The sequence below is a fragment of the Actinomycetospora sp. C-140 genome (assembly GCF_054796175.1).
The window spans coordinates 213,291-238,805 of sequence record NZ_JBTWNF010000007.1 but is presented as its reverse complement, the minus strand read 5'-3'; the positions used below and the strand labels follow the sequence as shown (position 1 = coordinate 238,805).

General features: G+C 76.0%; 19 protein-coding genes. 10 read left to right on the top strand and 9 right to left on the bottom strand.

From position 1 onward, the window contains the following. Positions 1 to 352: 352 nt before the first annotated feature. On the top strand, positions 353 to 2,890 hold the full coding sequence (glgP, locus tag ACR9E3_RS14325) for an alpha-glucan family phosphorylase (RefSeq protein WP_460380963.1): 2,538 nt from the start codon (positions 353 to 355) through the stop codon (positions 2,888 to 2,890). A 52-nt stretch (positions 2,891 to 2,942) separates the two neighbouring features. On the opposite strand, the gene ACR9E3_RS14320 is transcribed toward glgP, so the two are convergent. Together ACR9E3_RS14320 and glgX are read right to left on the bottom strand one after the other, a co-directional pair. Continuing rightward, positions 2,943 to 3,302, bottom strand: coding sequence for an endonuclease domain-containing protein (locus ACR9E3_RS14320; RefSeq protein WP_460380962.1), 360 nt, complete (start codon positions 3,300 to 3,302; stop codon positions 2,943 to 2,945). A 673-nt stretch (positions 3,303 to 3,975) separates the two neighbouring features. After that, positions 3,976 to 6,036 carry a glycogen debranching protein GlgX gene (glgX, locus tag ACR9E3_RS14315; protein ID WP_460380961.1) on the bottom strand — a complete coding sequence of 687 codons (2,061 nt, stop codon included), beginning with the start codon at positions 6,034 to 6,036 and terminating at the stop codon, positions 3,976 to 3,978. Between the two features lie 136 nt (positions 6,037 to 6,172). Between glgX and ACR9E3_RS14310 the strand changes: the two genes are divergently transcribed. Genes ACR9E3_RS14310 through ACR9E3_RS14290 form a run of 5 tightly spaced genes read left to right on the top strand, consistent with a single transcriptional unit; the run spans position 6,173 to position 10,226 of the window. After that, a complete protein-coding gene (locus ACR9E3_RS14310; RefSeq protein WP_285656382.1) occupies positions 6,173 to 6,937 on the top strand; it encodes an ABC transporter ATP-binding protein in 765 nt (254 codons plus the stop codon). Between the two features lie 40 nt (positions 6,938 to 6,977). After that, complete coding sequence (locus tag ACR9E3_RS14305; RefSeq protein WP_285656132.1) at positions 6,978 to 7,757, top strand: enoyl-CoA hydratase/isomerase family protein; 780 nt, start codon at positions 6,978 to 6,980, stop codon at positions 7,755 to 7,757. After that, positions 7,754 to 8,683 (top strand): class I SAM-dependent methyltransferase, encoded by a 930-nt coding sequence (locus ACR9E3_RS14300; protein ID WP_460380960.1) that lies wholly within the window; start codon positions 7,754 to 7,756, stop codon positions 8,681 to 8,683. Before ACR9E3_RS14305 ends, ACR9E3_RS14300 begins: the two co-directional genes overlap by 4 nt. Beyond that, complete coding sequence (locus ACR9E3_RS14295) at positions 8,680 to 9,861, top strand: THUMP-like domain-containing protein (RefSeq protein ID WP_460381010.1); 1,182 nt, start codon at positions 8,680 to 8,682, stop codon at positions 9,859 to 9,861. Before ACR9E3_RS14300 ends, ACR9E3_RS14295 begins: the two co-directional genes overlap by 4 nt. Positions 9,862 to 9,893: 32 nt before the next feature. Continuing rightward, positions 9,894 to 10,226 (top strand): TraR/DksA C4-type zinc finger protein, encoded by a 333-nt coding sequence (locus ACR9E3_RS14290; protein ID WP_460380959.1) that lies wholly within the window; start codon positions 9,894 to 9,896, stop codon positions 10,224 to 10,226. Here ACR9E3_RS14290 and ACR9E3_RS14285 read toward each other — a convergent pair. Together ACR9E3_RS14285 and ACR9E3_RS14280 are read right to left on the bottom strand one after the other, a co-directional pair. Further along, positions 10,217 to 11,155, bottom strand: a complete 939-nt coding sequence (locus ACR9E3_RS14285; RefSeq protein ID WP_460380958.1) for a nucleoside hydrolase — start codon at positions 11,153 to 11,155, stop codon at positions 10,217 to 10,219. The two genes, ACR9E3_RS14290 and ACR9E3_RS14285, sit on opposite strands and share 10 nt — an antisense overlap. Then, the gene (locus ACR9E3_RS14280) at positions 11,152 to 11,991 is read right to left on the bottom strand and encodes a PfkB family carbohydrate kinase (RefSeq protein WP_460380957.1); all 840 of its coding nucleotides are present in this window, start codon (positions 11,989 to 11,991) and stop codon (positions 11,152 to 11,154) included. The genes ACR9E3_RS14285 and ACR9E3_RS14280 overlap by 4 nt, the downstream gene beginning before the upstream one ends. Positions 11,992 to 12,033: 42 nt before the next feature. Between ACR9E3_RS14280 and ACR9E3_RS14275 the strand changes: the two genes are divergently transcribed. Then, positions 12,034 to 12,777 (top strand): acyltransferase, encoded by a 744-nt coding sequence (locus ACR9E3_RS14275; protein ID WP_460380956.1) that lies wholly within the window; start codon positions 12,034 to 12,036, stop codon positions 12,775 to 12,777. A gap of 32 nt (positions 12,778 to 12,809) precedes the next feature. On the opposite strand, the gene ACR9E3_RS14270 is transcribed toward ACR9E3_RS14275, so the two are convergent. The 3 genes from ACR9E3_RS14270 to ACR9E3_RS14260 all read right to left on the bottom strand — a co-directional run bounded on the left by ACR9E3_RS14270 (position 12,810) and on the right by ACR9E3_RS14260 (position 16,589). After that, complete coding sequence (locus ACR9E3_RS14270; RefSeq protein WP_460380955.1) at positions 12,810 to 14,039, bottom strand: glycosyltransferase family 4 protein; 1,230 nt, start codon at positions 14,037 to 14,039, stop codon at positions 12,810 to 12,812. Between the two features lie 76 nt (positions 14,040 to 14,115). Further along, positions 14,116 to 15,672, bottom strand: a complete 1,557-nt coding sequence (locus tag ACR9E3_RS14265; RefSeq protein ID WP_460380954.1) for a 1,4-alpha-glucan branching protein domain-containing protein — start codon at positions 15,670 to 15,672, stop codon at positions 14,116 to 14,118. A gap of 146 nt (positions 15,673 to 15,818) precedes the next feature. Beyond that, positions 15,819 to 16,589, bottom strand: a complete 771-nt coding sequence (locus ACR9E3_RS14260) for a class I SAM-dependent methyltransferase (RefSeq protein ID WP_460380953.1) — start codon at positions 16,587 to 16,589, stop codon at positions 15,819 to 15,821. 112 nt (positions 16,590 to 16,701) lie between these two features. On the opposite strand from ACR9E3_RS14260, the gene ACR9E3_RS14255 reads away from it, so the two are divergent. After that, a complete protein-coding gene (locus tag ACR9E3_RS14255; RefSeq protein WP_460380952.1) occupies positions 16,702 to 19,182 on the top strand; it encodes an FUSC family protein in 2,481 nt (826 codons plus the stop codon). On the opposite strand, the gene ACR9E3_RS14250 is transcribed toward ACR9E3_RS14255, so the two are convergent. Then, positions 19,133 to 19,684, bottom strand: coding sequence for a hypothetical protein (locus tag ACR9E3_RS14250; RefSeq protein WP_460380951.1), 552 nt, complete (start codon positions 19,682 to 19,684; stop codon positions 19,133 to 19,135). The two genes, ACR9E3_RS14255 and ACR9E3_RS14250, sit on opposite strands and share 50 nt — an antisense overlap. Positions 19,685 to 19,859: 175 nt before the next feature. Between ACR9E3_RS14250 and ACR9E3_RS14245 the strand changes: the two genes are divergently transcribed. Both ACR9E3_RS14245 and ACR9E3_RS14240 read left to right on the top strand, forming a co-directional pair. Continuing rightward, positions 19,860 to 21,866 carry a sensor histidine kinase gene (locus ACR9E3_RS14245; RefSeq protein WP_460380950.1) on the top strand — a complete coding sequence of 669 codons (2,007 nt, stop codon included), beginning with the start codon at positions 19,860 to 19,862 and terminating at the stop codon, positions 21,864 to 21,866. Then, on the top strand, positions 21,863 to 22,495 hold the full coding sequence (locus ACR9E3_RS14240; protein WP_460380949.1) for a response regulator transcription factor: 633 nt from the start codon (positions 21,863 to 21,865) through the stop codon (positions 22,493 to 22,495). The genes ACR9E3_RS14245 and ACR9E3_RS14240 overlap by 4 nt, the downstream gene beginning before the upstream one ends. A 19-nt stretch (positions 22,496 to 22,514) precedes the next feature. Here ACR9E3_RS14240 and ACR9E3_RS14235 read toward each other — a convergent pair whose 3' ends face one another. Further along, entirely contained in the window at positions 22,515 to 25,460 is a 2,946-nt protein-coding gene (locus tag ACR9E3_RS14235; RefSeq protein WP_460380948.1) for a BTAD domain-containing putative transcriptional regulator, read from the bottom strand. Positions 25,461 to 25,515 lie beyond the last annotated feature (55 nt).

The following is a 25,515-nucleotide window of genomic DNA, read 5'->3' as shown; positions in this document are numbered from 1 at the left end:
CCGGTGGTGATCTCGGTGTGCCCCGGGTCGTGTGTGGGGGTCCGCCGGTCGTCGTAGCGCGGGTCGTACCGCGGCGGGTACTCGGACGCGGGCTCGTGCTCGAACGCCGGTGCGCTGGCGCCGTCCGACCCGACGACCGGCTGCTCGCCGGTGGCGTCGCGCGGCGCCGTCATCTCCTGCTCAGGACCGTGGTCGGCGTCCTGCTCGGGGGGCTTCCCCGCGTCGTTCGCCCGTCGTCCGGACCGCCACCATCTCCCCAACGCGCTCACGCGACGCAGCGTAGTCAAGGGATCGATCCAGGACAGGTGGGCCCGCACGGCGCGTCGGTGGCCGCGCCGTAGTCTCCTCCCGCGTGAAGGCTCTGCGTCGCTTCTCCGTCCGCGCCCAGCTCCCGGCGGCCCTCGCGCCCCTCCAGGAGCTGGCGACGAACCTCCGCTGGACGTGGCACGGGCCCACCCAGGACCTGTTCGCGAGCGTCGACGAGGCGAGCTGGCGGGCCAGCGGCGGCGACCCCGTCCGGCTGCTCGGCGAGGTGCGCCCGCAGCGGCTGGCCGAGCTCGCGGAGGACGCCGCGTTCGTGGGCCGCGTGCAGGAGCGGGCGGACGACCTGCGCGCCTACCTGTCCGAGCCGCGCTGGTACCAGCAGCGAGCGGGCGAGGGCTTCCCGTCCGCGGTCGGCTACTTCTCGATGGAGTTCGGGGTCAGCGAGGTGCTGCCGAACTACTCAGGTGGGCTCGGCATCCTCGCCGGTGACCACCTGAAGGCCGCGAGCGATCTCGGGGTCCCCCTGGTCGCCGTCGGCCTTCTGTATCGATCCGGGTACTTCCGCCAATCACTCTCGCTGGACGGCTGGCAGCAAGAGCTCTACCCGGCGCTGGACCCCCAGGGCCTGCCGCTGCACCTGCTGACCGAGGCGTCGGGCGCCCCGGTCCTGATCGGCGTCGCGATGCCCGGCGGGCGCACGCTGCGCGCCCGCGTCTGGCAGGCGTCCGTCGGCCGGGTGCCGCTGCTGCTGCTGGACGCGGACATCGAGGAGAACGACCCCGACCTGCGCCAGATCACCGACCGGCTCTACGGCGGCGACGCCGAGCACCGCATCCGCCAGGAGATCCTCGTCGGGATCGGCGGCGTGCGGGCGGTCCGCGCCTTCTGCGGGTTGACCGGCCACCCGGCGCCCGAGGTGTTCCACACCAACGAGGGCCACGCGGGCTTCCTCGGCCTCGAGCGCATCCGCGAGCTGACGGCCGACGCGGGCCTCGACTTCGACCAGGCGCTCGCGACCGTGCGCGCCGGCACCGTCTTCACGACCCACACCCCGGTGCCGGCGGGCATCGACCGGTTCCCGATCGGGCTCGTCGAGCACTACTTCACCGCCGACATGCTGCCGGGCATCGAGCCGACCCGGGTCCTCACGCTGGGCCGGGAACCGGCCGGCGACATGTTCAACATGGCGCACATGGGCCTGCGCCTCGCGCAGCGCTCCAACGGCGTCTCGCAGCTGCACGGCGAGGTGTCGCGAGGCATGTTCCAGTCGCTGTGGGGCGGGTTCGACGCTCCCGAGGTGCCGATCGGGTCGGTGACGAACGGCGTCCACGGCCCCACGTGGACCGCCCGCGAGATCGCCGGGCTGACCGCGGGCGCCGAGGCGGCGGGCAGCCCCGAGCTGTTCGGGGTCTCCGACGCCCTGCTCTGGGAGATGCGCGGGACGCTGCGCAGGCGGCTCGTGGAGGAGGTCCGCCGCCGGGTCCGCGCGTCGTGGCTGCAGCGCGGCGCGTCCGAGCCCGAGCTGGCCTGGACCGAGCGCGTCTTCGACCCCGACGTGCTGACGATCGGCTTCGCCCGCCGCGTCCCGACCTACAAGCGCCTGACGCTGATGCTGCGCGACCAGGAGCGCCTGCGCTCGATCCTGCTCGACCCCGAGCGCCCGGTGCAGCTCGTGATCGCGGGCAAGTCGCACCCCGCCGACGAGGCCGGCAAGGGCCTCATCCAGCAGATGGTGCGCTTCGCCGACGACAACGCGGTGCGCCACCGCATCGCGTTCCTCCCCGACTACGACATGTCGATGGCCCGCTACCTGTACTGGGGCTGCGACGTGTGGCTGAACAACCCGCTGCGCCCGCTCGAGGCGTGCGGGACGTCGGGCATGAAGTCGGCGCTCAACGGCGGGCTGAACCTCTCGGTGCGCGACGGCTGGTGGGACGAGCTCTACGACGGCCGCAACGGCTGGGCGATCCCGACCGCCGACGGCGTCGACGACCCCGACCGCCGCGACGACATCGAGGCCAACGCCCTCTACGACCTGCTCGGCACCCAGGTCGCGCCGCTGTTCTACGACCGCGGCGCCGACGGCGTGCCCGACCGCTGGACCGCTCTCGTGCGGCACACGCTCGCGACGCTCTCGCCGAAGGTCCAGGCGACGCGGATGGTCACCGACTACGTCGAGCAGTGGTACGCGCCCGCGGCCCGTTCGGCGGCGCGGGTGGTGGCGGAGGGCTTCGCGGGCGCCAAGGAGCTCGCGACCTACCGCGCCCGCCTCGACGCGGCGTGGCAGTCGGTGGCGGTCGCCGAGGTCGACGCCTCCGGCGGGGCGGACACCCCGGTGCTCGGCGCGCCCATGACCGTGCGCGCCGAGGTCGTCCTCGGCGGGCTCGACCCCGACGAGGTCCTCGTCCAGGCCGTGGTGGGCCGCGCGGACGACGCCGACGAGCTCTCCGAGTCCGTCGTCGAGCCGATGACCCCGATCGGCCCGGGCCACGACGGCTCGCACCGCTTCGAGGTCGTCGTCCCGCTGCCCCACGCGGGCGTCCTGGGCTACACCGTGCGCGTGCTGCCCCGCCACGACCTGCTCGCCGCGCCCGCTGAGCTGGGCCGCGTGGTCCTGCCGGCGTAGATCCGCACGAGTGGAGCGCGCGTTCAGCTGAGCAGAACGCGCGCTCCACTCGTCAGGATCTCGTCCGCAGCGTCGCCACCAGGCGGGCGAGAAAGACGTCGGGGCGCTCGCGCAGCTCGTACCAGTGGGTCCGGAGCACCAGCCAGCCCGCGGCGGCGAGGGCGGACTGGCGTGGCCCGTCGCCCAGGAACGCGCGCAGGTCGCGGTGGTAGGCCCACCCGTCGACCTCGACGATCACCTTCTCCTCGTCGAACACCACGTCGCCGACGGCGCGTCCGTACCCGGGCAGCGCGAGCGGGGTGTTCGCCGACCACCCGGTGACGCCCCCGGACCGCATCCGAGCGTGGAGCTCCCGCTCCGCCCACGACCGGGCGCCACCGGCGGCGAGGGCGACGATCTGGGCGCCGATCACGGCCCCTGGCCGGCACGCGGCGCGTTTGCGCGTCGCGCAGGCTCTCGACGGTCACCGAACCCTTCTGCAGGGCCGTGTCGGCGACCCGCGCGCCGTCGGTGAGCCCGAGGTGGGCGGCGGCGTCGAGGACGGTGAGCGCGCGCCCGGTCACGGCGATGCCCGAGAGCCTCGTCCTGTCGCACGGCGCGATCGTCCGGCGCGCGACGTCGACGTCGTCCCGCGGGCGGGGGCGCCGGTGCGGCGCGACGGCGACCTGCGTCCGGGCCGGTGGGGTGTTGCGGAAGCCCCACCACCACGCGGCCGACGCGCCGACGAGCGTCGCGTCCGGGCCCAACGAGAGCAGGGCCGCGACGGTCCGGGAGCACGGAGTCTCCCGGTGCTCACCCACCTGGTAGACGCGCGGGCCCACCGGGAACCACGCCTTCGTCGCGACCTTGTACGCCACCATCTGGCGCGAGTACCCGGCCTCCTTCACCTGCTCCAGGCTGACGATCCCGTGCTGGCGCCGGATCAGCCGCCGGAGCTCGATGCCCTGCTCATCGGTGCTGTTCATGCCGGTTTCGACGCAGCGCCGACGTCCCCGGATCCATGCTCGTCCGCGCCGAGATCCCGACGAGTGGAGCGGACGTCGCGCTGAGGCGGACGCGCGCTCCGGTCGCCGAGATCTTGCTCGTCAGCGGGGGCCCGGCGTCGCCCGCAGGACCAGCGCGGAGTGCGCCGGGACCGCGAGCGTCTGCCCGGCGGGCCGGGGATCGGTCGACGGCGGGGCGCCGGTGGGCGTGCCGGGGTCGAGCACGGGCGTCCACGCGGTGTCGCCGAAGGCGTCGGGCAGCAGGACGTCCACCGCCGCGGCACCGGAGTGCAGCACGAGCAGGAGCGCCGGCGCGCCGTCGACGCGGACCACGAGGGTGCGGCCGTGCTCGTGGAAATCCGGCTCGGTGAACTCGCGGCCGTCGGGGTGCAGCCACGCGATGTCCGGGGCAGCTCCGTCGGGGTCGGTGTCCTCGCGGCCGTAGAAGAAGTCGGTGCGGCGTAGCGCCGGGGTGGCGCGGCGCAGGGCGAGGGCGCGGGCGACGAAGTCCACCAGGTCCGGCGAGGACCACGACCGCCACGAGGTCTCGTCGTCGAGGCTGTAGACGTTGTTGTTGCCGTGCTGGGTGTGGCCCAGCTCGTCGCCGCCGAGCAGCATCGGGGTGCCCGCCGAGAGCAGCAGCGTGGTGAGCAGGTTGCGGGACTGGCGCGCGCGCAGGGCCAGGACCGCGAGGTCGTCGGTGGGTCCCTCGACGCCGTGGTTGGCCGAGCGGTTGTCGTCGGTGCCGTCGCGGCCCTGCTCGCCGTTGGCGTCGTTGTGCTTGCGCTCGTAGGCGACGAGGTCGGCGAGGGTGAAGCCGTCGTGCGCGGTGACGAAGTTGACCGAGGCGGCGGGCGTGCGCGCGGGCCAGTAGAGGTCCGAGGAGCCGGCGAGGCGCGTGACGATCCCCGAGAGCGGCCCGTGCCCCCGCCAGAAGTCGCGGACGTCGTCGCGGAAGCGCCCGTTCCACTCCGCCCAGGCCGGGGGGAAGCCGCCCACCTGGTAGCCCTCGCCGGTGGCGTCCCAGGGCTCGGCGACGAGCTTGACCGCCGAGAGCACGGGGTCGGCGGCGATGTCGGCGAGCAGCGGCGCGGCCGGGTCGAACGCGCCGCCGTGGGGGCGCCCGAGGGTCGAGGCGAGGTCGAAGCGGAAGCCGTCGACGCCCATCGTCGTCACCCAGTGCCGCAGCGAGTCCAGGGTGAGCGCGCGCACGAGCGGCGAGGCGGGGTCGAGGGTGTTGCCGCAGCCGGTGAGGTCGACGTCGCGGCCGCGGGCGTCGAGCGCGTACCAGCCGGCGGCGTCGAGGCCGCGCCACGACAGCGACGGCCCGTCGGCGCCGCCCTCGCAGGTGTGGTTGAACACGACGTCGAGCACGACCTCGAGACCCGCCGTGTGCAGCGTCGCGACCATCGCCCGGAACTCCTCGACCTCGCGGCCCGGGGTCGAGGCGTAGCGCGGGTGCGGCGCCAGGTAGGCGAGCGTCGAGTAGCCCCAGTGGTTGCGGCGCCCGCGCGCGAGCAGGGACGGCTCGTCGGCGTTCGCGAACACCGGCAGCAGCTCGACGGTGGTGACGCCGAGCCCGACGAGGTGGTCGACGACGGCGGGGTGGGCGAGCCCGGCGTAGGTGCCGCGCAGGTGCTCGGGGACGTCGGGGTGGCGCATCGTGAGATCACGCACATGGGTCTCGTAGATCACCGTGTCCGCCCAGGGCACCGCCGGCCGCGCGCCCGTCGCGCCGCCGACGGGCGCTGTGACGACCCCGTGCGGCACGGACCCCGCGGAGTCCAGGTCGCCGGGGTGGGCCGAGAACGGGTCGTCGCCGGCGAACGGGCGCGCCGCCGCCAGCGAGGTGACCCGCCCCGTCACGCGGCGGACCCAGGGGTCGACGAGCAGCTTCGCCGGGTTCGTGCGCACCCCCCGCGCGGGGTCCCACGGGCCGTGGACCCGCAGGCCGTAGGGGGTGCCGGCCTCGACGGCGCGGACCTCGCCGCGCCACCACCCGTCCCCGGCCCGGGCGAGCTCGACGCGGCGCTCGCCGTCGCCGCCCAGCAGGCAGAGCTCCACGGCCTCCGCGCTCGGCGCGGCGGGGACGCACGCGCGCAGCACCTCGCCGTCGAGATGCGTACCGCGGGCGTCCGGCAGGTCGGTGGGGGAGCTCGACATCGTGGGGTGATCGTGCCCGATCGGCGGCGGGCCCGTCGCCCGTCGCGGGGGGTGATCCGTCAGGATGGCGGCCGTGACGCAGCCGGACGCGAGGCGCAGCGGAGCCGGAGCCGCAGACCCCGACACCGTCATCCGCATGGAGGGCGTCGGGGTGCGGCGCAGCGGCTCGGACCTGCTGGCCGACCTCGACTGGACCGTCGAGCTCGACGAGCGCTGGGTCGTCCTGGGACCCAACGGCGCGGGCAAGACGACGCTGCTGCGCCTCGCGGCCGCCGAGATGCACCCCACGACGGGCACCGTCGAGCTGCTCGGCGAGCGGCTCGGACGCGTCGACGTCTTCGACCTGCGCCCCCGCATCGGGCTGGCCAGCGCGAACCTCGCCGGACGGGTGCCCGCGGACGAGGCCGCGCACGACGTCGTGCGCAGCGCCGGCTACGGCGTCGTCGGCACCTGGCGGGAGCACTACGACCCCGAGGACGACCGCCGGGCCTCGGGGCTCATGGAGATGATGGGCGTGCTGGACCTCGCCGACCGGCGGTACGCGACGCTCTCGACCGGCGAGCGCCAGCGGGTGCTGCTGGCCCGCGCGCTGATGACCGACCCGGAGATCCTGCTGCTCGACGAGCCGGCCGCGGGGCTCGACCTCGGCGCCCGCGAGGACCTCGTGGAGCTGCTCAGCGAGCTGGCCGCCGACCCGGACGGGCCGGCGACGGTGATGGTGACCCACCACGTCGAGGAGATCCCGCCCAACTGCAGCCACGCGATGCTGATGCGCGACGGCCGGGTGGTGGCGCAGGGGCTGCTGGACGACGTGATGACCTCGGAGAACCTGTCGGCCACGTTCGACCAGCCGCTGGAGCTCTCCAGCCGGCGGCGGCGCTTCACGGCGGTGCGGCGATAGGGTCCCCGCCGACGGAGAACCTGATCGAGGAGGCCCATCGGTGACGGAGTTCGTGCGGCTCGAGGTGGACGGCGGGGTGGGCACGATCCGCCTCGACCGGCCCCCGATGAACGCGGTGAACCGCCAGGTCAACGTCGAGCTGGCCGAGGTGGCCGCGGAGGCGACCAGCCGCGCCGACGTGCGCGCCGTCGTCGTCTACGGCGGCGAGAAGACGCTGGCCGCGGGCGCCGACGTCAAGGAGATGGCCGAGCTCTCGTACGCCGAGATGGCCGAGCGGACCCACGAGCTCTCGCGCGGATTCGGCGCCGTCTCGGAGATCCCGAAGCCCGTGGTCGCCGCGATCACCGGCTACGCGCTCGGCGGCGGCTTCGAGATCGCGCTGTCGTGCGACCGCCGGATCGCCGGCGACAACGCCACGGTCGGCCAGCCCGAGATCCTGCTCGGGATCATCCCGGGCGGCGGCGGGACGCAGCGACTCGCGCGCCTCGTCGGCCCGGCGAAGGCCAAGGACATCATCTTCAGCGGCCGCTTCGTCAAGGCCGCCGAGGCCCTGGAGCTGGGCCTGGTCGACGAGGTCGTCGCGCCCGACGAGGTCTACACGCGCGCCCACGCCTGGGCCGCCCAGTTCGCGAACGGCCCCACACGCGCCCTCGCCGCCGCGAAGCAGGCGATCGACCGCGGGCTGGACATGGACCTGCGCGACGGCCTGACGTTCGAGTCCGAGGTGTTCGCCGCGCTGTTCGGCACCGAGGACCAGACGATCGGCATGCGCTCGTTCGTCGAGAACGGACCGGGCAAGGCCCAGTTCCTGGGCCGATGACGGCGTCCCGGGAGGACGTCGAGGCCGCGTTCAAGGACCCGAAGCTCGCCAACGTCCTGTACCACGACTGGGAGTCGGCCTCGTACGACGAGAAGTGGTCGATCTCGTTCGACGAGCGCTGCACGACGTTCGCGGTGGACCGGTTCCGGGCGGTGAGTCCCGGCTCCGCGACCTATGACCACGCCCTGGAGCTCGGTTGCGGCACCGGCTTCTTCCTGCTCAACCTCATGCAGGGCGGGATCGCCCGGCGCGGCACGGTCACCGACCTCTCGCCGGGGATGGTCTCGACCGCGCTGCGCAACGCCTCGGGTCTCGGCCTGGAGGTGGACGGTCGCGTCGCGGACGCGGAGACGATCCCGGTGCCGGACGCCTCGGTGGACCTGGTCGTCGGGCACGCCGTCCTGCACCACATCCCCGACCTCGACACGGCCTTCCGCGAGATCCTCCGGGTGCTCAGGCCCGGCGGGCGGTTCGTGTTCGCCGGGGAGCCGACGCGCCTCGGTGACCTCTACGCGCGCAAGCTCGGGCAGGCGACGTGGTGGGCGACGACCCGCTGGGCGCCGTCGTCCTGGCTCCGCCCGCAGACCGAGCTCGACGAGTCCTCGCGCGCGGCGGCGCTGGAGTCGGTGGTGGACCAGCACGTCTTCGACCCGGACCGCCTGGAGCGCTTCGCGCACGCCGCGGGCGCGGTCGACGTCCGCGTCGTCACCGAGGAGCTCACCGCCGCCGTGTTCGGGTGGCCGGTGCGGACGTTCGAGGCCGCGGTGCCGACCGAGAAGCTCGGCATGGGCTGGGCGATGTTCGCGTACCGCACGTGGCAGCGGCTGTCGTGGCTGGACGCGCGGCTGGCGCGGGTCGTGCCGCGCGCGCTGTTCTACAACGCGCTGGTCACGGGCGTGAAGCCGCCGGAGCCGGTGCAGCTCTGACGTACGGGTTCACCCTCGACGACGTCACGTACCTGGCCTCGGACGCCGGACGTGACGCCGTCGCGGGGGCCGTGCCGCTGCTGGGCGGTGATCGGCTCCGGGCGGTCGCCGTCCTGCGCGACCGTCTCGGCGACCGCGCCGCGCCCGTGCTCGAGACCGCGCTGCTCCAGGAACGTGCGCGCGGACGGGTCCCGGACGGCTGGCTGCTGACCGCCGACGCCGCGGAGCAGGCCACGGCGGCACCGGTGGCGGCGCACCGGGCGCGGCGGCTCGCGGGGCGCGACGTCCACGACGTGACGTGCTCGGTGGGCGCGGAACTGCACGCGCTGGCCCCGGTCGCGCACTGTCTCGTGGGCTCCGACCTCGACCCGGTGCGCCTGGCCATGGCGCGCGTGAACGTGCCGGGTGTGCCGCTCGTGCGGGCGGACGCGCTGGCGCCGCCGTCGCGGGGCACGGTGCTCGTCGCCGACCCGGCCCGGCGCACCGCCTCCGGCCGCCGGACCTGGCGCCCCGCCGACTTCGCCCCGCCGTTGGATGAGCTCGCCGGGTTGTGTCAGCCTGGCGTCCACGCTGGCGTTCAACGTCAGGAAACCCACCACGATCTTGTCGTCTCGACGGCGCCCGGGCTCGATCCGGCGCTGGCGCCGTGGGCGCGCGAAGTCGAGATCGTCAGCCTCGACGGCCGCGTCCGGGAGGCCGCGTTGTGGTCGGCCGGGCTCGCGGCGACGCGCCGCCGGGCCACCGTCCTGTCCACCCGCGGCGCCGGGTTCGAGGTCACCGACGCCGAGGACGACGCGTGCCCCGTCGCCCCGGCGGGGGAGTGGATCGTCGACCCCGACGGCGCCGTCGTGCGGGCCGGGCTCGTCCGGCAGTACGGCGCGCGGCACGGGCTGTGGCGCCTCGACGAGCACCTCGCCTACCTCTCCGGCGACGCCCCGCCGCCAGGGGTCCGGGCCTTCCGGGTGCTCGAGCACGGCCGCTACGGCGAGAAGACGCTGCGCCGGACGTTGGCCGCGCGCGGTGTCGGCCGCCTCGAGATCCTCGTGCGCGGCCTCGACGTCGACCCCAACGCCCTGCGGCCCCGGCTCAAGCTCGCCGGACCCCACGACGCCACCGTCGTCCTCGCCCGTCTCGCGACCGGGCCGGAGGCCTACGTCTGCGAGGCGGTGCCGGGTTAGCCGGACCGCGGCGGGCGGGCAGACCCCGCGCCATGGATGCACAGCAGGCGCGGGAGCGGATGACCGAGGAACGCCGGCGGCTGCAGGAGCTGGGCCGCGCCGTGACGAACGAGAGGCCCGACCCGTCCGAGGACTCCGAGGGTGCCCTCGGGCGGCGTGAGGCCGACGTCGCGACCGAGGTCGAGACGCGGATGGAGGACCGCGGGATGGCCGACGACGTCGCGCGCCAGATCGCCGAGCTCGACGCCGGCCTCGCGCGCGTCGACGACGGCAGCTGGGGCACCTGCGAGGTGTGCGGGCGGACGATCGACGACGAGCGCCTCGAGGCCCGCCCCCAGGCGACCCGCTGCCGCGATCACCGCTGACCGGTCAACCGCTCCAGCAGCGCGCCGCGCACCGCGTCGACGTCCGTCCCCTCGGGCAGCGCGACGTCGACGGCACGGCCCCCGGTCGCGCGGCCCCGGCGGTCGGCGTGCACGGTGCCGCGGCTCGGGCCGAGCGAGGTGTCGACCTCGAGCTCGAGCGGCACCGTCGCCAGGGTCCCGGGCGCGACGGCCTCGAGCAGCGCGACCGCGTCGTGGATCGGGACCCGGTCCACGCCGAGGGCCTCGCCGCGGCCGTACACGTCGCGCGTCGCCGCCAGTGCCTCCCCGACGGGTCCGGACGCGGCGAGCGCCTCCAGCCACGCGCGGTCGACGGTCACGACGTGGGTGAGGTCCAGCGGGACCAGCGTCGTCGGGACCCGCTCCTCGACGAGGACGCGGCGGGCGGCCTCGGGGTCGGACCAGACGTTGAACTCCGCGGCGGCGCTCACGTTGCCACCGATGCCGATCGAGCCGCCCATGACGACGAGGCGCCCGATCCGCCCGGCGAGGTCGGGACGGGTCGCGAGCAGCAGCGCCACGTCGGTGAGGGGGCCGATCGCGGCGAGGACGACGGGCTCGGCGGCCGCCTCGAGCACGCGGGCGACGAGCTCGAGCCCGCGCCCGACCGGCTCCGGCCCGAGAGGCCCGAAGCGCTCGGCGACGCCGCCGAGCCCGTCGTCGCCGTGGACGTCGGCCGCCCGCTGCGTCGTGGGGTGGATCAACGGGCGCTCGGCGCCGACACCGAGCGGGACGTCGCCGCGCCCGAGCATCCCGAGCAGCCGGCGCGCGTTCGTCATGGTCGTCGCCAGGTCGACGTTGCCGAACACGGCGGTCACCGCGCGCAGGTCGGCCTCGGGCGCGCGAGCGGCGAGGGCGATCGCGTAGGCGTCGTCGACACCCGGGTCGGTGTCGATGACCAGCGGGATCACGGGACGTCGATCTCGTCGAGGGTCGGCAGCGAGGGCTGGGCGCCGGCGCGGGTGGCGGCGAGGGCCCCGGCACGGCAGGCCCGGCGCAGCGCGGTGTCGTCGTCGACCTCGGTCGCCAATGCCAGCGCGAGCGCGGCGGTGAACGCGTCGCCGGCCGCGGTGCCGTCGACGGCGTCGATCGGCGGCGGTTCGGCGCGGGCGACGATCCGTCCGCGCCGGCGCAGCTCGGCGCCCGCCTCGCCGTGGGTGACGGCGACGGCGCGCAGGGCGTCGAGGTCGGCGTGCGCGGCGAGGACGCCGTGCTCGGCGGCGTTGACGCAGAGCAGGTCGACGCCGGCGAGGACGTCACCGGGGACCGCCCGCGCGGGGGCCGCGTTGAGCACGCAGTAGCCCGGGGCGGCCATGGCGGTGGCGACCGCCTCGTCGGGCACCTCGAGCACGGTGAGCACGACGTCGGCGCGGAGGTCGCCGGGGTGCACGACGAGGGCGTCGTTGGCGCCCGGGTCGATGACGATCGTGGTGTCGCCGTCGTCGTCGACCTGGATCATCGCGGTGCCGGTGGGCCGGTCGACGATGGTGATGGCGGAGAGGTCGACGCCGCCGTCACGGAGCAGGGCCAGGGCCTCGCCGGCGAGCGGGTCGTCGCCGACCGCGGCGTGCAGCCGGACCCGGGCGCCCAGGCGCGCGGCGGCGAGCGCCTGGTTGGCGCCCTTGCCGCCGGGCACGCGCGTCACGCCGTGGGCGGACAGCGTCTCCCCGGCCGCGGGCAGGCGTTCGACGCGCGCGACGAGGTCGAGGTTGACGCTGCCGACGACGCTGACCGACGGGCGGGACACCGGGCGATCGTAGGGGGGTCACCGATCGTAGGGTCTCGCACCGTGAGGTCGGACCCGCGCCAGCCGCGACTGCTCACCGCGGACTCGCTGCGCTGGATCGTGCGCCATCGGGCGTGGACGCCCTATCACCTCCGCTGCTACTGGCGGATGATCAAGGTCCGGATCCGGCAGCCGCACATCCTGTTGCACGGCCTCGTGTTCCTCGGCAAGGGCGTGCAGCTCGAGGCGCGGGAGGGTTTCGGGCGCCTGGAGATCGGCCGGTTCGTGCACATCGGCGACCACACGCGCCTGCGCTGCCACGAGGGCTCGCTGCGCATCGGGGACAAGTCGGTGTTCGGCAACGAGAACACGGTCAACTGCTACCTGGACATCGAGTTCGGCGAGGCGACGCTGCTCTCGGACTGGATCTACGTCTGCGACTTCGACCACCGCTACGCCGACGTCCACGTGCCGATCAAGGACCAGGGCATCGTCAAGACGCCGGTGCGCATCGGGCCGGAGACGTGGATCGGGACGAAGGTGACCGTGCTGCGGGGCGCGCGGGTGGGGCGTGGGTGCGTGCTCGGTGCCCACGCCGTGGTGCGCGGCGACGTGCCCGACCACGCCGTCGCCGTCGGCGCCCCCGCACGGGTCGTCCGCGACCGGATGGCGGACTACGAGGCGGCGGCGGCCGAGCGCGAGGCCCTCGCCGACATCGCCCGCAAGACGGCGCTCGCGGCGGGGCAGGCGGCCTCCGAGGGCGGCGCGCGCGGTACGTCGGCGGGGGAACCGGCCCGTCCCACGTGAGCAGTTGGCGCCCCTCCCGGGGCGCCAACTGCTCACGTGAGGCCGAAGACGTTCCCGGACGGGATCTTCGGGCGGCCGAGGACGCGGACCGGACCCGGGCGGGCGGTGTCGTAGAGCGCCGCGGTCTCGGCGGCGATGCGCGGCCAGGCGAAGTCGGTGTCCAGCCGGGCCCGGGCGGCGCGGGCACGCTCCCGCGCGGCCGCCGGGTCGTCGAGGCAGCGGATCACCGCGGCGGCGAGGCCCGGGACGTCGCCGGGGTCGAACGACAGGCCCGTGACCCCGTCGACGACCACCTCGCCCAGCCCGCCGGCCCGCGACGCCACCAGCGGCGCCCCGGCGGCCGCCGCCTCGAGCGCGGTGATGCCGAACGGCTCGTAGCGGCTCGGGAGCACGGCCGCGTCGGCGGTCGCGAGCAGGTCGCGGAGCACGGCGTCGTCGACGTGCCCGAGCAGCTGCACCGACCGGCGGACGCGGGCGGCGCGGGCGCGCTCGGCGAGCCAGTCGCTGCAGGACCCGGTGCCGGCGACCAGCAGTCGGGTGCCGGGGTGGGCGCGGCGGATCGCCGGCAGGGCGGCGACCAGGTCGTGCACCCCCTTCTCCCACTCGAGGCGCCCGAGGTAGAGCAGCGTCGGCGGTCCGTCCGGCCGGGTCGGCGCCCGGTGCCACGTCGCCGGGTCGATGCCGTTGTGGATGACCGTGACGTCGTCGGGGTCGAGGTCGAACAGCCCCGACACCTCGGCGCGCATCGCGTGCGAGCACGTGACGACGCGGTCGGCGCGGCGGGCGAGCCACCACTCCACCGAGTGCACCTGCTGGTTGAGCGGCTGGGAGAGCCAGCCGCCGTGCCGCCCGGCCTCGGTCGCGTGCACGGTCGCGACCAGCGGGGCGTCCGCGAGCTCGGCCAGCGCGACGGCGGCGTGGGCGACCAGCCAGTCGTGGGCGTGGACGACGTCGGGGGTCCACTCCCGGAGCAGCGGCGCCGTCCCGCGGACCATCGCGTGGCCGAGCCCGAGGGTCCAGGCGACGAGGTCGCGCACGAACTCCAGGTGCGGCGGGTCCTCGGCGACCCGCAGTACGCGCACGCCGTCGGCGCGCTCGAGCGTCGTCGGATGCGTCTCGGCGTCGGTGCCGGCCGGGTGGCGGGCGACGACGACGACGTCGTGCCCGGCGTCGGCCAGCGACGTCGCGAGCGCGTGCACGTGCCGGCCGAGCCCGCCGACCACGACCGGCGGGTACTCCCAGGACAGCATCAGCACCCGCACCGGCGGCCCCTTCCGGACTCATGATCGAAGTACCGATACGGACGCTGAGCGTCTGCGACGGCACTTCGCTGACCAGTCAGGCGAGCGACCCTACTCCCGAGTAGGTAGGGGCGGCGCGGCGGCGGTCGCCAGGGTCGCGCCGGCGCAGGGCGCGGGCGTCGAGGCGTCCGAACACATCGTCCTGGGCCGCGAACACGGCCGCGCGGGCGGCCGCCTCGGCGTGACGGCCGGCGGGCAGGAGGTCGGTGAGCTCGCGGACGCGGTCGCGGTGCTCGGCCGCGCGGCGGCGGGCGTAGTGCGCGGCCGAGTCCTTGGTGACCATGAACGCCCAGTCGCTCGAGAGCGCCAGCGCGGCCTGGGTCGCGAGCGCGTCGAGGGTGGCGTCGCGGCCCGCCGTCGGCGCCGCGCCGTCGACGGCGGCGAGCAGCCGGTCGGCGACCTCGGCGTTGTCGGCGACGAGGTCGCGCACCCCGGCGCCGTCCCAGACCCGCCAGTCCTTGCCCGACCCCCACGACGACGCCGGCAGCACGACCGGCTCCTCGACGTGCCCGGCCTCGACCGCACCGCGCAGCGTGGTGACGCGGATGCCCGCCTCCGGCAGGGCGGTCAGGACGGCCTCGAGCCACGCCGGGCCCTCGTGCCACCAGTGCCCGAACAGCTCGGTGTCGAACGCGGACACCACGAGCCCCGGGCGGCCGCGGGTCGAGCGCAGCGACTCCAGCCGGGACCGCACGACGCCGACGAAGTCCTCGGCGTCCCGGGCCACCGCCGCCGCGGCCCGCGCCGGGTCGTACGGCTTCTTGTCCCCGGGCGCCACCCGCCGGCCCGTGACACGGGCGGGCTTGAGCCCGGTGGCGTGGTCGAAGGTGTGGAAGTCGCGGTAGTCCGGGCCGCCCGGGTAGCTCGCGCGCGGGGACCACACGCGGTAGGTCACCTCGAGATCCCGCCCGAACGCCACGACGTCGGTGCCGTCGACCGGGTGCGCGGCCGCGGTGTCGCCGCGCAGCGCCGGGCCGTCGACGAGGAAGCGCTCGACGCCGGCGGCCGCGTAGTCGTGCTCCAGGCCGGGTGCGTAGCCGCACTCCGGCGCCCAGATGCCCGCCGGGCGCCGCCCCAGGCGCAGCGACGCGTCGCGCAGCCCGGCGTCGAGCAGGAAGCGGCGGACGCGTCCGGGCAGCAGCGGGGCGAAGGGGTGGGTGGCCGGTCCGCCGAGGAGCTCGACGACCCCCGCGTCGGCCAGGCGACGGAGGACGGGCGACGCCCCGTGCCGCCAGTCGCGCTCGAAGACCTCCAGCGCGCGGGCGGCCGCGCGGTGCTCACGGGTGGCGAGGTCGGGGTGCGTCCGGTGTGCCTCGTGCGCCCGCAGCTGCCAGTCGGCCAGCCAGGAGTGCATCGCGCGCAGCGCCGCGGGGTGGTCGAGCTGCGCGGCGAGCACCGGGGTCACGCCGAGCGTCAGGACGTCGCGGTGGCCCCGGGACGCGAGCCGCTCGAGGGTCTCGACGACGGGGAGGTACGCGTGCGCCCAGGCCTGGTAGAGCCAGTCCTCGCCGACGGGCCAGGCGCCGTGGCGCAGCAGCCACGGCAGGTGCGAGTGCAGGACGAGGCAGAACGTGCCCACCGGTTCCCTGCTCAACCACGCTCCCTGTCGTCGCCCCCTGCCGGGGCGCCGAGTCTCGCACGGGCCCCGGGAGTCGGTTCCGGGCGACGGGCGGCGAGCATGTGGCGATCCTGGCGTCACACGCCAGCACAGCCGCATCGCTCGAACACCCACCCCGAGCCTCAGGCGGGCCGCACCGCCGTGACGAGCAGGTCCAGCGAGCCGTCGAGGTCGTCGGCGCGCAGGTCGAAGTCGGCGGCGGTCACCGCGGCGACGTCGGCCGCGAGCGTCTCCGGCCACACCTCGCCGGACAGCGCCAGCGCCACCTGCGCGTCGACCAGCGACCCCCCGTGGCGCGCGTCGAGGGCGCGCAGGGCCGGCCCGTGGTGCAGCCCCAGCAGCGACTCCACGGAGAGCCCGGCGGACGTGACCAGCGAGGCCAGCTCGGCTCCGGTCAGCTCTCGGGTGTGGAACGGGTTGAGCGGGCGGTCCTCGGGGCCGGCGCCCGGGGAGAAGGTCAGGCGGTTGGGGGTCGCGCAGTACAGCCGCCCGCCGGGCCGCAGGACCCGCGCACACTCGGCGAGGAAGCCGGGCTGGTCCCACAGGTGCTCGATCACCTGCAGCGTCACGACGGCGTCGACGCCCCGGTCGGCCACGGGCAGCACCTGGAGGTCCGCGCGGGCGACGGCCACCGACCGGTAGCGGGCCCCCACGTACGCCGCGACCGCCGCGTCCAGCTCGAGGGCGACCACCCGCCGGGCCGAGGACGCCAGCAGCGCCGCCCCGTACCCCTCGCCCACCCCGGCGTCGAGCACGACGCGGTCCGCGCACGGTGCCGCCAGCGCGAGGTAGACCGCCTCGTGGCGCCGGAACCAGTAGTTCTCCACGTCCAGCCCCGGGACCGTGCGCTCGCCGGTCAGCGGCAGGCCGTCGACGGGGGTCACCTCCCGCATCCTGGCAGGCGGGGCCGTCCCGGGGCCGACGGGGACGTGCCGCTCCGTCGCCCGGCGGTGACGAGGTCGACAACGCCGGGCGCCGGCACCCCGCCGCCCATATGCTTAGCCTGTGCAACTATCCGGTGCCGGCGCGACGACGCGCGAGTGGTGGCACCGCCTGGTGGCGTCCGACCCCGGGCTCGTCCGCCTGACCTCGGCCGGGCGGGCCACGGTCGGGGTCGGGTCGGCGTTGCTCGTCGAGCTCGCCGTCGTCCGCCTCTTCGGCCTGCCCTCCGCGCTCGTGCCGATGATGCTCGGCGGGGTCATCGCGATGATGGCCGCGTTCGGCGTCTCGGACCCGACGCGGGCCGGGCGGGCCGCGACGCTCGGTGTGATGTCGCTGTTCCTGCTCGGCGGCATGGGCACCGCCCTGCTCGTCGACCGTGTCCGTGTCCTGTCGCTGGTGACGTTCGTGCTGGTCATGATGCTCGCGGTCGTCATCAGGCGGTTCGGGCCGCGCTACTTCATCGGCGGCATGGTCACGTTCATGGGCTACTTCTTCGCCCTCTTCCTGGGCCTGCGCCCCGAGCAGGTGCCGGGGGTCCTGCTGGCCGTCGCGGTCGGGTTCGCGTGGGCGACGTTCCTGTCGCTGGTGGTGCTCCCGGTGCGTCACGACCGGGTGCTGCGCCGGACGGTGCGCGCCTTCTCGGCACGGGTCCAGCGCGCCGTCGCGGCGGCGGGGGAGATGCTCGACGCGCCCGGCGACGAGCGGCGGCGCGACCGGGTCCACGACCGCCTCGTCGCCGTCACCGAGGCGGCGCTGATGCTGGACGGCCAGCTGGGGATCGCGGTCGCGGCCGACGCCCACGCGCGGGCCGTGCGGCACGCGGTGATCGACGGGGAGCTCGCGACGCGGGCGGTGGTGGACGCCGCCCGCCGCCTCGCGGAGCGGCCCGGCGACGGCACGGAGATCCGGAATCTGCTCGGTCTCGTCGGTGCGGGCCGGTGGGAGGAGGCGCGCGCGGCGGCGGACGGCGCCCGCGCGGACCACGCCGACGGTGAGGCGGCCGTGGCGGCCGTCGGAGCGCTGGTGGCCGCGCGGGACGCGTGGTCGGCGGCCGTCGCGGGCGAGCGGAGCCCGGCGGAGACAGGTGACTTCCCCGAGTTCGCCCCCGCCGTCGAGCTCTTCGGCGGGTTCCTGCCCGGCTCGGGCGTGACGGTGATGGCGATGCGCGACGCCGTCGTCGACGGCAGCGCGTCACCCCGGTCGTGGGCGTCCCACCTCGCCCTGCCGACACGCCAGGCGCTGCAGGTCGGCCTCGCCACGGCGCTGGCGGTCGCCCTCGGTGACGTCGTCTCCGGTCAGCGCTGGTACTGGGCCGTGCTCGCCGCGTTCCTCGCCTTCACCGGGACCGCGACCGCCGCGGAGACCGTCCGCAAGGCCGGGCACCGCATCGTCGGCACGATGGTCGGCCTCGTCGGCGCCATCCCGCTGGTGGCGCTGACCGGCGGCTCGCCCGCCGTCGCCGTGCCGGTGATGCTGCTGAGCGTCTTCCTCGGCTTCTACCTGTTCAAGGTCTCGTACGCGCTGATGATCTTCTTCATCACGTTGCTCGTCGGCGAGCTCTACGCCCTGCTCGGGAGCTTCACGCCGTCGCTGATGCTCCTGCGCCTCGGGGAGACGGTGCTGGGCGGGGTCATCGGCGCGGCGGTCGCGTTCCTCGTGGTGCCGACGCACGCGCGGGACGCCGTGTCGGGCGCACGCCGGGTGCTGCTCGAGCGCCTGACGACACTGCTGGACGACGTCGACCTGTGGCTGCGCCGGCCCGACGCGGCCGTCGACCTGGGCGCCGACGCCCGCTCCCTCGACGCCGCGGTGCACCAGATGCTCACGGTCACCGACCCGCTCACGCGCACCCTGCTCGTCGTCCCGGACCGCGACACCCGCCGTCGGCTGACGGGGTGGACCACGGTCGCGTACCACGCCGCGCGGCTGGCCCGGGCGGCCCGCGCGGTGCCCCGGGGCCGGGGGAGCGACGGGGGCGGGGCGCATCGCCTGGCGCGCCTGGCGGAGCGGTGGGGCGCCGAGGACCCCACCACGCCGCGCGCCGCGACGCGGGCGGTCGGCGACCTCCTGGCCCACGCCGACCGCACCGGCCGGCCCGGCGACCCCGTCGTCCGCGAGCTGCTCAGCCTGCACGAGGCGGTCACCGCCCTGGCCGACGCCCGGGGCTTCCTGGTGGACTGGGCCGACGAGGACCCCGGGATCCTGGGCCGCGTCCTCGACGCCGATCTCGCGCCGGTGTCCGCGACCGTGACCCTCGTGGACCGCGACGGCACGGGCGGCACGCCGGTGGTCACCGACGCCGACGGCGCGTACGCGACCGGCACGACGCCGGGCGGCCAGCTCGTCGTCGTGCCGGGTCGCGGCCTCGACGCCGGGCCGACGGCGCTGCGCCTGCCGCGCGACGGGGCCGCCGTCCTGCCCGACGTCGTGCTGCCGCGACGCCGGGTGCCTGCGGCGCGTGAGCACTTCGGAGTGCCCCAGCACTCCGAAGTGCTCACATGCGCCGGAGGCGCACCAGGGCGATCCCCAGCGCGATCCAGGTGAGGCCCCAGACGGCGATGGCGACGCTGCGGGGGACGTCGCCGAGCGCCCCGGCGGCCGGGATGGTCGCGAGCGGCCACACGCCGGCCGCGAGCGTCGCCCACCGCGGCAGGATGGCCGGGCCGCGGACCATCCCGATCGCCGCGACGACGAGCCCGCCGGCGGCGAGGACCATGAAGACGCTGAAGAGGGTCACTGCCGTGTCCTCGTCGACCAGCGCGTAGGCGTGGGCCAGCGAGAAGACCGTCATGGCGACCGCGGCGACGGCGAGGGCGCCCGTGACGAGGCCGGAGGCGCCGACCGCGCCCGCGAGGCGTCGCACACCGACGATCGCGGCGGCGAACAGCAGGCCGGCGGGCACGACGGCCGCGAACCAGCCGGCGCCCACGGCGCCCGGGTCCAGGGCGCCGACGATCCCGAGGACGGTGATCACGACGCCGGCGACGGCGGCGGCGACGCCGGAGGGTCGGACGCCGGTGTCGGTGCGGGCGAGGGTGTCGGTCATGGCTGCTCCCGGATGTCGGGGGTGGACGGATCAGGAGCGAGCCTCGGCGCGCGAGCGTCCCGCCCGGCAGGGCCGCAGCTCCCGGCGCGCACCCGGGGCCGTCGGGAGGAACATCCCGGCCTGACCGGGAGAAACGGCCGCAGACAAGTGCCCGGCGGGGTCGCAGGATGAGCACATGGGGGGCACCCGTACCGACCGGCCGCCGTGGCTCGCGATCGCCGTCACCGCCGTGGGGCTCGCGGAGACGGTGGCGGCGGTCGTGGGCGTCCTCGTCACGGGCATGTCCTTCGCGGCGGCCCGGGACAGCTTCCTCGTCTCCAACGCGGTCATCGGCACCGTCGGCACCCTCTGCGGGGGCCTGATCGCGGCGTACCGACCACGTCACCCGCTGGGCTGGGTGCTGCTCGGGGCCGGCGTCGCGCAGACGGCCACCGCGGCGGTGACCCCCTGGCTCGCCGCGGCGCTCGTCGCCGGCGACCCGACCGCGATCACCTGGACCGCGACGGTCTACTCCGCGGCCTGGCCGTGGGCGATCGGCCTGCTCCTGCCCCTGGCCCTGCTGGTGTTCCCGGACGGCCGGGTGCCGCGCCCGCTGCTCGCGGTCGCGCTGGTCAACGGGGTCGTGCAGGTCCTGCTGTTCAGCGCCGACCCCTATCCCCTCCAGACGGTCGCCGGGTTCGCGGCGGGCCAGGCGCCGCCGGCGTGGTCGGTGCTGGCGGTCCCCGGTCTGCTGTCCGGCCCGGTCGACGTCGCGTCGAACGTCGTGCTGGCGGCGACCTACCTCGCCGGGGTGGTCACGCTGGTCGCGCGCTACCGCCGCGGCGACGAGCGCACCCGCCGCCAGATCCTCTGGCCCCTGCTCGCCGCCGTCGCGACGGTCGTCGTCATCGCGGCGACGCGGGCGCTGTGGACGCTCATGCCCACGGGCACCGTCTTCCCGGTGATCTCCACGGTCGCGGTCGCCCTCGTCCCGATGGCGATCACGGTCGCCGTCCTGCGCCACGAGCTGCTCGACATCCGCCTGCTCTGGTCCCGGGCGGTCACGTACCTCGTGCTGACCGTCGCGCTCGTCGCGACCTACGTCGCCGTCGTCGAGCTCGTCGCGCGCCTGGTCGGGCCGGCCGACGGGCTGGCGTCCTCGGTGGTGGCGACGATCGTCGTCGCGGCCGCCTTCGACCCGATCCGGGTCCGGCTGCAGCGCCTGGTCGACTCCCTGCTCTACGGCGACCGCGCCGACCCGGTGCGCGCGATGTCGTCGGTCGGCGAGCAGCTCGACCGGCCGGTGGACGTCCTCCCGGCCGTGTGCCGCGCCCTGCGGCTGCCCTGGGCGGCGCTCGCGGTCGACGGCGACGTCGTCGGCGAGACCGGGACGCGACCCGCGGACGTCGAGACGTTCCCGCTGCGGCACGCCGGTCGCACCGTCGGCGAGCTGCGGGTCGGGGTGCGCTCCGGCGAGGCGCGCCTCGCCGCGTCCGACCGCGCCGTCCTCGAGCTCATGGCCCTGCCGATCGGCGTCGCCCTGCACGCCGAGGCGCTGTCGGCGGCCGTGCAGCGGTCGCGGCAGGAGATCGTCGCCGCGCGCGAGGAGGAGCGCCGACGCCTGCGGCGCGACCTGCACGACGGGCTCGCGTCGGTGCTCACCGGCGTCGCGTTCCAGGCCGACGCGGTGGTCACGCTGTCCGACGGGCAGGTCGCGACGCTGGGCGAGGGCATCCGCACCGGGGTCACGGGCGCGCTCGCCGACGTCCGGCGCCTCATCAACGAGCTGCACCCGACCGCGCTGGACGAGCTCGGCCTGGCCGAGGCGGTGCGCCGGCACGCCCAGCGGCTCGCGCGCGGGGAGCCGGCGCCGCTGGCGTTCGCGGTGCTCGACGAGCCGGTCGGCGAGCTGCCCGCGGCGGTCGAGGTCGCCGCCTATCGCATCCTCGTCGAGGCCCTGACCAACGTCGCCCGCCACTCCGGCGCCACGCACGCGGAGGTCGACATCCGGCGGTGCGACGGCGACCTGGTCGTCGGTGTCCGCGACAACGGGACCGGTGCCGCGGACCGCTGGGACGCCGGCGTCGGGCTGGCGTCGATGCTCGAGCGCGCCGCGGAGCTCGGCGGCCTCGTGTCCGCGGCGCCGTCGCCGGCAGGCGGGCGGGTCGAGGCGCGGCTGCCGCTCGCCCGGGTCCCGTCGTGACCGAGCCGGCGGTGCGGGTGGTGCTCGCCGACGACCACCCCGTCATCCGCGACGGGCTGGCGGCCCTGCTGACGGCGACCGAGGGGATCGAGGTGCTCGCCACCGCGCGAACCGGCGACGAGGCGGTCGACGCCGCGGTGACCGGCCGGCCGGACGTCCTCGTGGTCGACCTGCACATGCCCGGCGGCATCGACGGGGTCGAGGCGACGCGCCGGGTGCGCTCCGAGGCACCCGAGGTCGGGGTCCTCGTGCTGACCATGCTCGACGACGACACCTCCGTGCGTGCGGCGCTCGACGCGGGCGCGGCCGGCTACGTGCTCAAGGGCGACTCGCGCCAGCAGATCGTGCGGGCCATCCACGCCGTGGCGGCCGGGGCGACGTTCCTCGGAGCGGGCGTCACGCCGAGGCCGCCCAGCGTGGACGCCTTCACCGAGCTGACCGCCCGCGAGCGCCAGGTCCTCGACATGCTCGCCACCGGCGTCCCCACCGCCACCATCGCCGCCCGCCTCGGCGTCGCCACCAAGACCGTCACCAACAACCTCTCGGCGATCTTCGCGAAGCTCGGCGTCACCGGGCGCACGGAGGCCGCGCTGCTCGCGCGCGACCACGGGCTGGGGCGCCGCGACTGACCGGCCTGATCAGCCTGGATCAGCGCAGGGCCGCGAGGTGCTCGAGGGTCATGGCGACGACCTCCTCGTCGCGCAGCGTCCGCCCGCGCAGCACGGCGCGGTCGAAGGCCTCGGCGCCGAGCCGGGTCCGCAGGGTCTCGACGGTCGCGGCGACCCGGTCGGCCTCGACCGGCTCGAAGGGCAGCGCGGTGGCGGCCCCGGCCGCGTCGATCGCGGCGTGGAGGGCGACCGCGACCTCGTCGAGCCCGTGGCCGGCGAAGATCGCGAAGACGTGGCGCAGGGAGAGCCACTGGTTGGCCCAGTCGCCGCCGCGGAACCAGGTCTCGACGACCTCGGGCCAGCCGTCGACCGCGGCCGCGACCTCGCCCCGCGCGGCGCGCACGGCCAGCTCCTCGGTGCGGGCGAACGCGCGCAGCCAGCGGTTGCCGACCTCTTCGGCGATCTCGACGCTCTCGCGCAGGAACCGCAGGGCCCGCTCGGGGTCGTCGCGCTCCCGGGACACGCCGAGCGCGTAGGCGGCCTGCGCCCGCGCGGTGGGCGACCCGCTGCGCTGCGCCGCCTGCCGCGAGAGGTCGGCGAGCGCCCGCGCCGCGGCCGGGTCGCCGATGCTCGTCGAGGCCACCGAGCGCATGTAGTCCACGTGCGCGGCGAGGGCGTGGTCCCCGGTGCGCGCCGCGTCCTCGCTCATCTCCTCGAGGACCCGCAGTGACGGGTCGGTGTCGCCGCGGTAGATCAGCGCGTTCGCGAGCGTGCGTTCCGCCAGGGCGCCGGTGGGGACGCCGAGACGCTCGGCGCTCGCGAGCGCCTGCCGGGCGCCGACCACCGCACCCGTCAGCTCCCCGCGCACGAAGCGTCCGTAGGCGACCACCCCGAGCACGACGGGGGACCACGGCCGGTCCTCGGCCCCGGGCGCGGCGAGCGCGGCCTCCGCCCAGCGGAAGATCTCGTAGCGCACCGCGCGGAACGCGAACTCGCGCACCGACGCGACGAGCTCGAGGGCGACGTCGACCTCGCCGAGGGCCAGGCTCGTGCCGAAGGCCTCCCGCAGGTCCTCCATCTCCCGGTCGACCTCCCGCAGCCAGGTGCCCTCCTCGGGCCCGCCGAACCCCTCGCGCGCGGCGCGGGCCGCGTCGAGGTGGGCGCGGGCGTGCGCGAGCCGGACGGCCGCCGCCTCCGGCCGCTCGTCCAGGCGCGCCCTGGCGAAGGCCCGCAGCGTCTCCAGGAGCCGGTAGCGCGTCCCGCCGTCGACCTCGCGGGCGACCACCATCGACTTGTCGGCCAAGGTCGCGAGGAGGACGGCGACGTCGGCGCGGTCCAGGTCGCCGTCGGCGCACACCTCCTCGGCGCGGCGCAGCGTGAAGCCGCCCGCGAACACCGACAGCCGCGCGAAGAGCGTCTGCTCGCCCGGCGCGAGCAGGCCGTGGGACCACGCGACGACGTCGCGCAGGCTGCGGTGGCGCACGTCGGCGTCGTGCCGGCCCGCCAGGAGCCGGAAGCGCTCGTCGAGGCGCTCGGCGACCTCGGCGACGGTCATCGACCGGACCCGCGCGGCGGCGAGCTCGAGCGCGAGCGGCAGGCCGTCGAGGCGCACGCAGATCTCGGCCGTGGCCCGCGCCGACCGCGCGTCGAGGACGTACCCGCGGCGCGCGGCGGTGGCCCGGGCGACGAACAGCGTCACGGCGGGGGAGGCGCGGACGGCGTCGGGGGTGACGTCGTGGGCGCCCGGCACGGCCAGCGGCGCCAGGGTGTGCGTGACCTCGCCCGGGAGCCCGAGCGGCTCGCGGCTGGTGGCGAGCACGCGCACGCCGGGGCACCACCGCAGGATGCGGGCGACGAGCGGGGCGACGGCTTCGAGCACGTGCTCGCAGTTGTCGAGGATCAGGACGAGGTCCGCCGACCGCAGGGCCTCGACGATCGAGTCCTCCAGCGAGCGCTCCGGGCGTCGTTGCAGGTCGAGCTCGGTGGCCAGCGTCGCCGTGGCGGCCTCGGGGGAGCGCACCGCGGCGAGCTCGGTCCACCGCACCGTGTGCCCACCCGGGGCGCCGGCGAGCTCCTGCGCGAGACGGGTCTTGCCGACACCGCCGGGGCCGACGAGCGTGACCAGCCGGTGCGCGGCGAGCTGGTCGCGCAGGATCGCGAGGTCCGAGGCGCGCCCGACCAGGTCGTCGGACGCGGGAGGGGGCACGGGATCGGGGGCGGGCGCCCGCACCGGCTCTGGGCGGCCGTCGAGCTCGGGGCTCTCGACGAGGATCTTCCGCTCGAGGTCGCGGACGTCGGGCGTCGGATCCATCCCGAGCTCCTCGCGCAGCAGGAGCCGCAGCTGCTGGGCCCGCCGGAGGGCCTCCGCCGGACGGCCGGAGCGGTAGAGCGCGAGCATCAGCGCCGACCAGAGGCGCTCCCGCAGCGGGTGCTCGACCACCAGCGCCTCGAGCTCGCCGACGACCTCGCGGTGGAGCCCGCACGCGAGGCCCGCCTCGGCCGCGAGCTCGTGGCCGGTGACGCGCAGCTCCTCCAGCCGGCCCGCCTCGGCGCGGACGCCGTCGGCGCCGGCGAACTCCGCGAACGCCGGACCGCGCCAGCGCGCGAGCGCCGTCGCCGCGAGGCGGCGGGCCGCCGCCGGGTCGTCGTCCATCCGCGCGCGCACGCCGTCGATCTCCGCGGCGAACCGGTCCGCGTCGACGTCCGCCGCGGCCACCATGAGGCGGTAGCCGGGGGCGCGGGTCTCGAGGACGGCGCCGCCCCCGTCCAGCGTCCGGCGCAGGCGCGAGAGGTGCGTCTGCAGGGTGGGGATCGCGGTGGACGGCGTGTCCTCGCCCCACAGGACGTCGACCAGACGGTCCGTGGTGATCATGTGCCGCCGGTGCGCGAGCAGCACCGCGAGGAGCAGGCGCGGCTTCGGCCCGCCGAGCGCCCGTCGGTGGCCCTCGGTGACGACCTCGAGGGAACCGAGGACCCGGAACTCCATCGAACGAGTGTGCCTCACGTCTCATTGATGACCGAAGGGTCACCGATGGGCTGCA

Bases quoted from the DNA above. Each gene is read 5' to 3' on its own strand.
- ACR9E3_RS14250 (WP_460380951.1), bottom strand. From the start codon at position 19,684: ATGACCGACACCCTCGCCCGCACCGACACCGGCGTCCGACCCTCCGGC.
- ACR9E3_RS14290 (WP_460380959.1), top strand. From the start codon at position 9,894: ATGGATGCACAGCAGGCGCGGGAGCGGATGACCGAGGAACGCCGGCGG.
- ACR9E3_RS14260 (WP_460380953.1), bottom strand. From the start codon at position 16,589: ATGCGGGAGGTGACCCCCGTCGACGGCCTGCCGCTGACCGGCGAGCGC.
- ACR9E3_RS14245 (WP_460380950.1), top strand. From the start codon at position 19,860: ATGGGGGGCACCCGTACCGACCGGCCGCCGTGGCTCGCGATCGCCGTC.
- ACR9E3_RS14310 (WP_285656382.1), top strand. From the start codon at position 6,173: ATGGAGGGCGTCGGGGTGCGGCGCAGCGGCTCGGACCTGCTGGCCGAC.
- ACR9E3_RS14300 (WP_460380960.1), top strand. From the start codon at position 7,754: ATGACGGCGTCCCGGGAGGACGTCGAGGCCGCGTTCAAGGACCCGAAG.
- ACR9E3_RS14235 (WP_460380948.1), bottom strand. From the start codon at position 25,460: ATGGAGTTCCGGGTCCTCGGTTCCCTCGAGGTCGTCACCGAGGGCCAC.
- glgX (WP_460380961.1), bottom strand. From the start codon at position 6,036: ATGTCGAGCTCCCCCACCGACCTGCCGGACGCCCGCGGTACGCATCTC.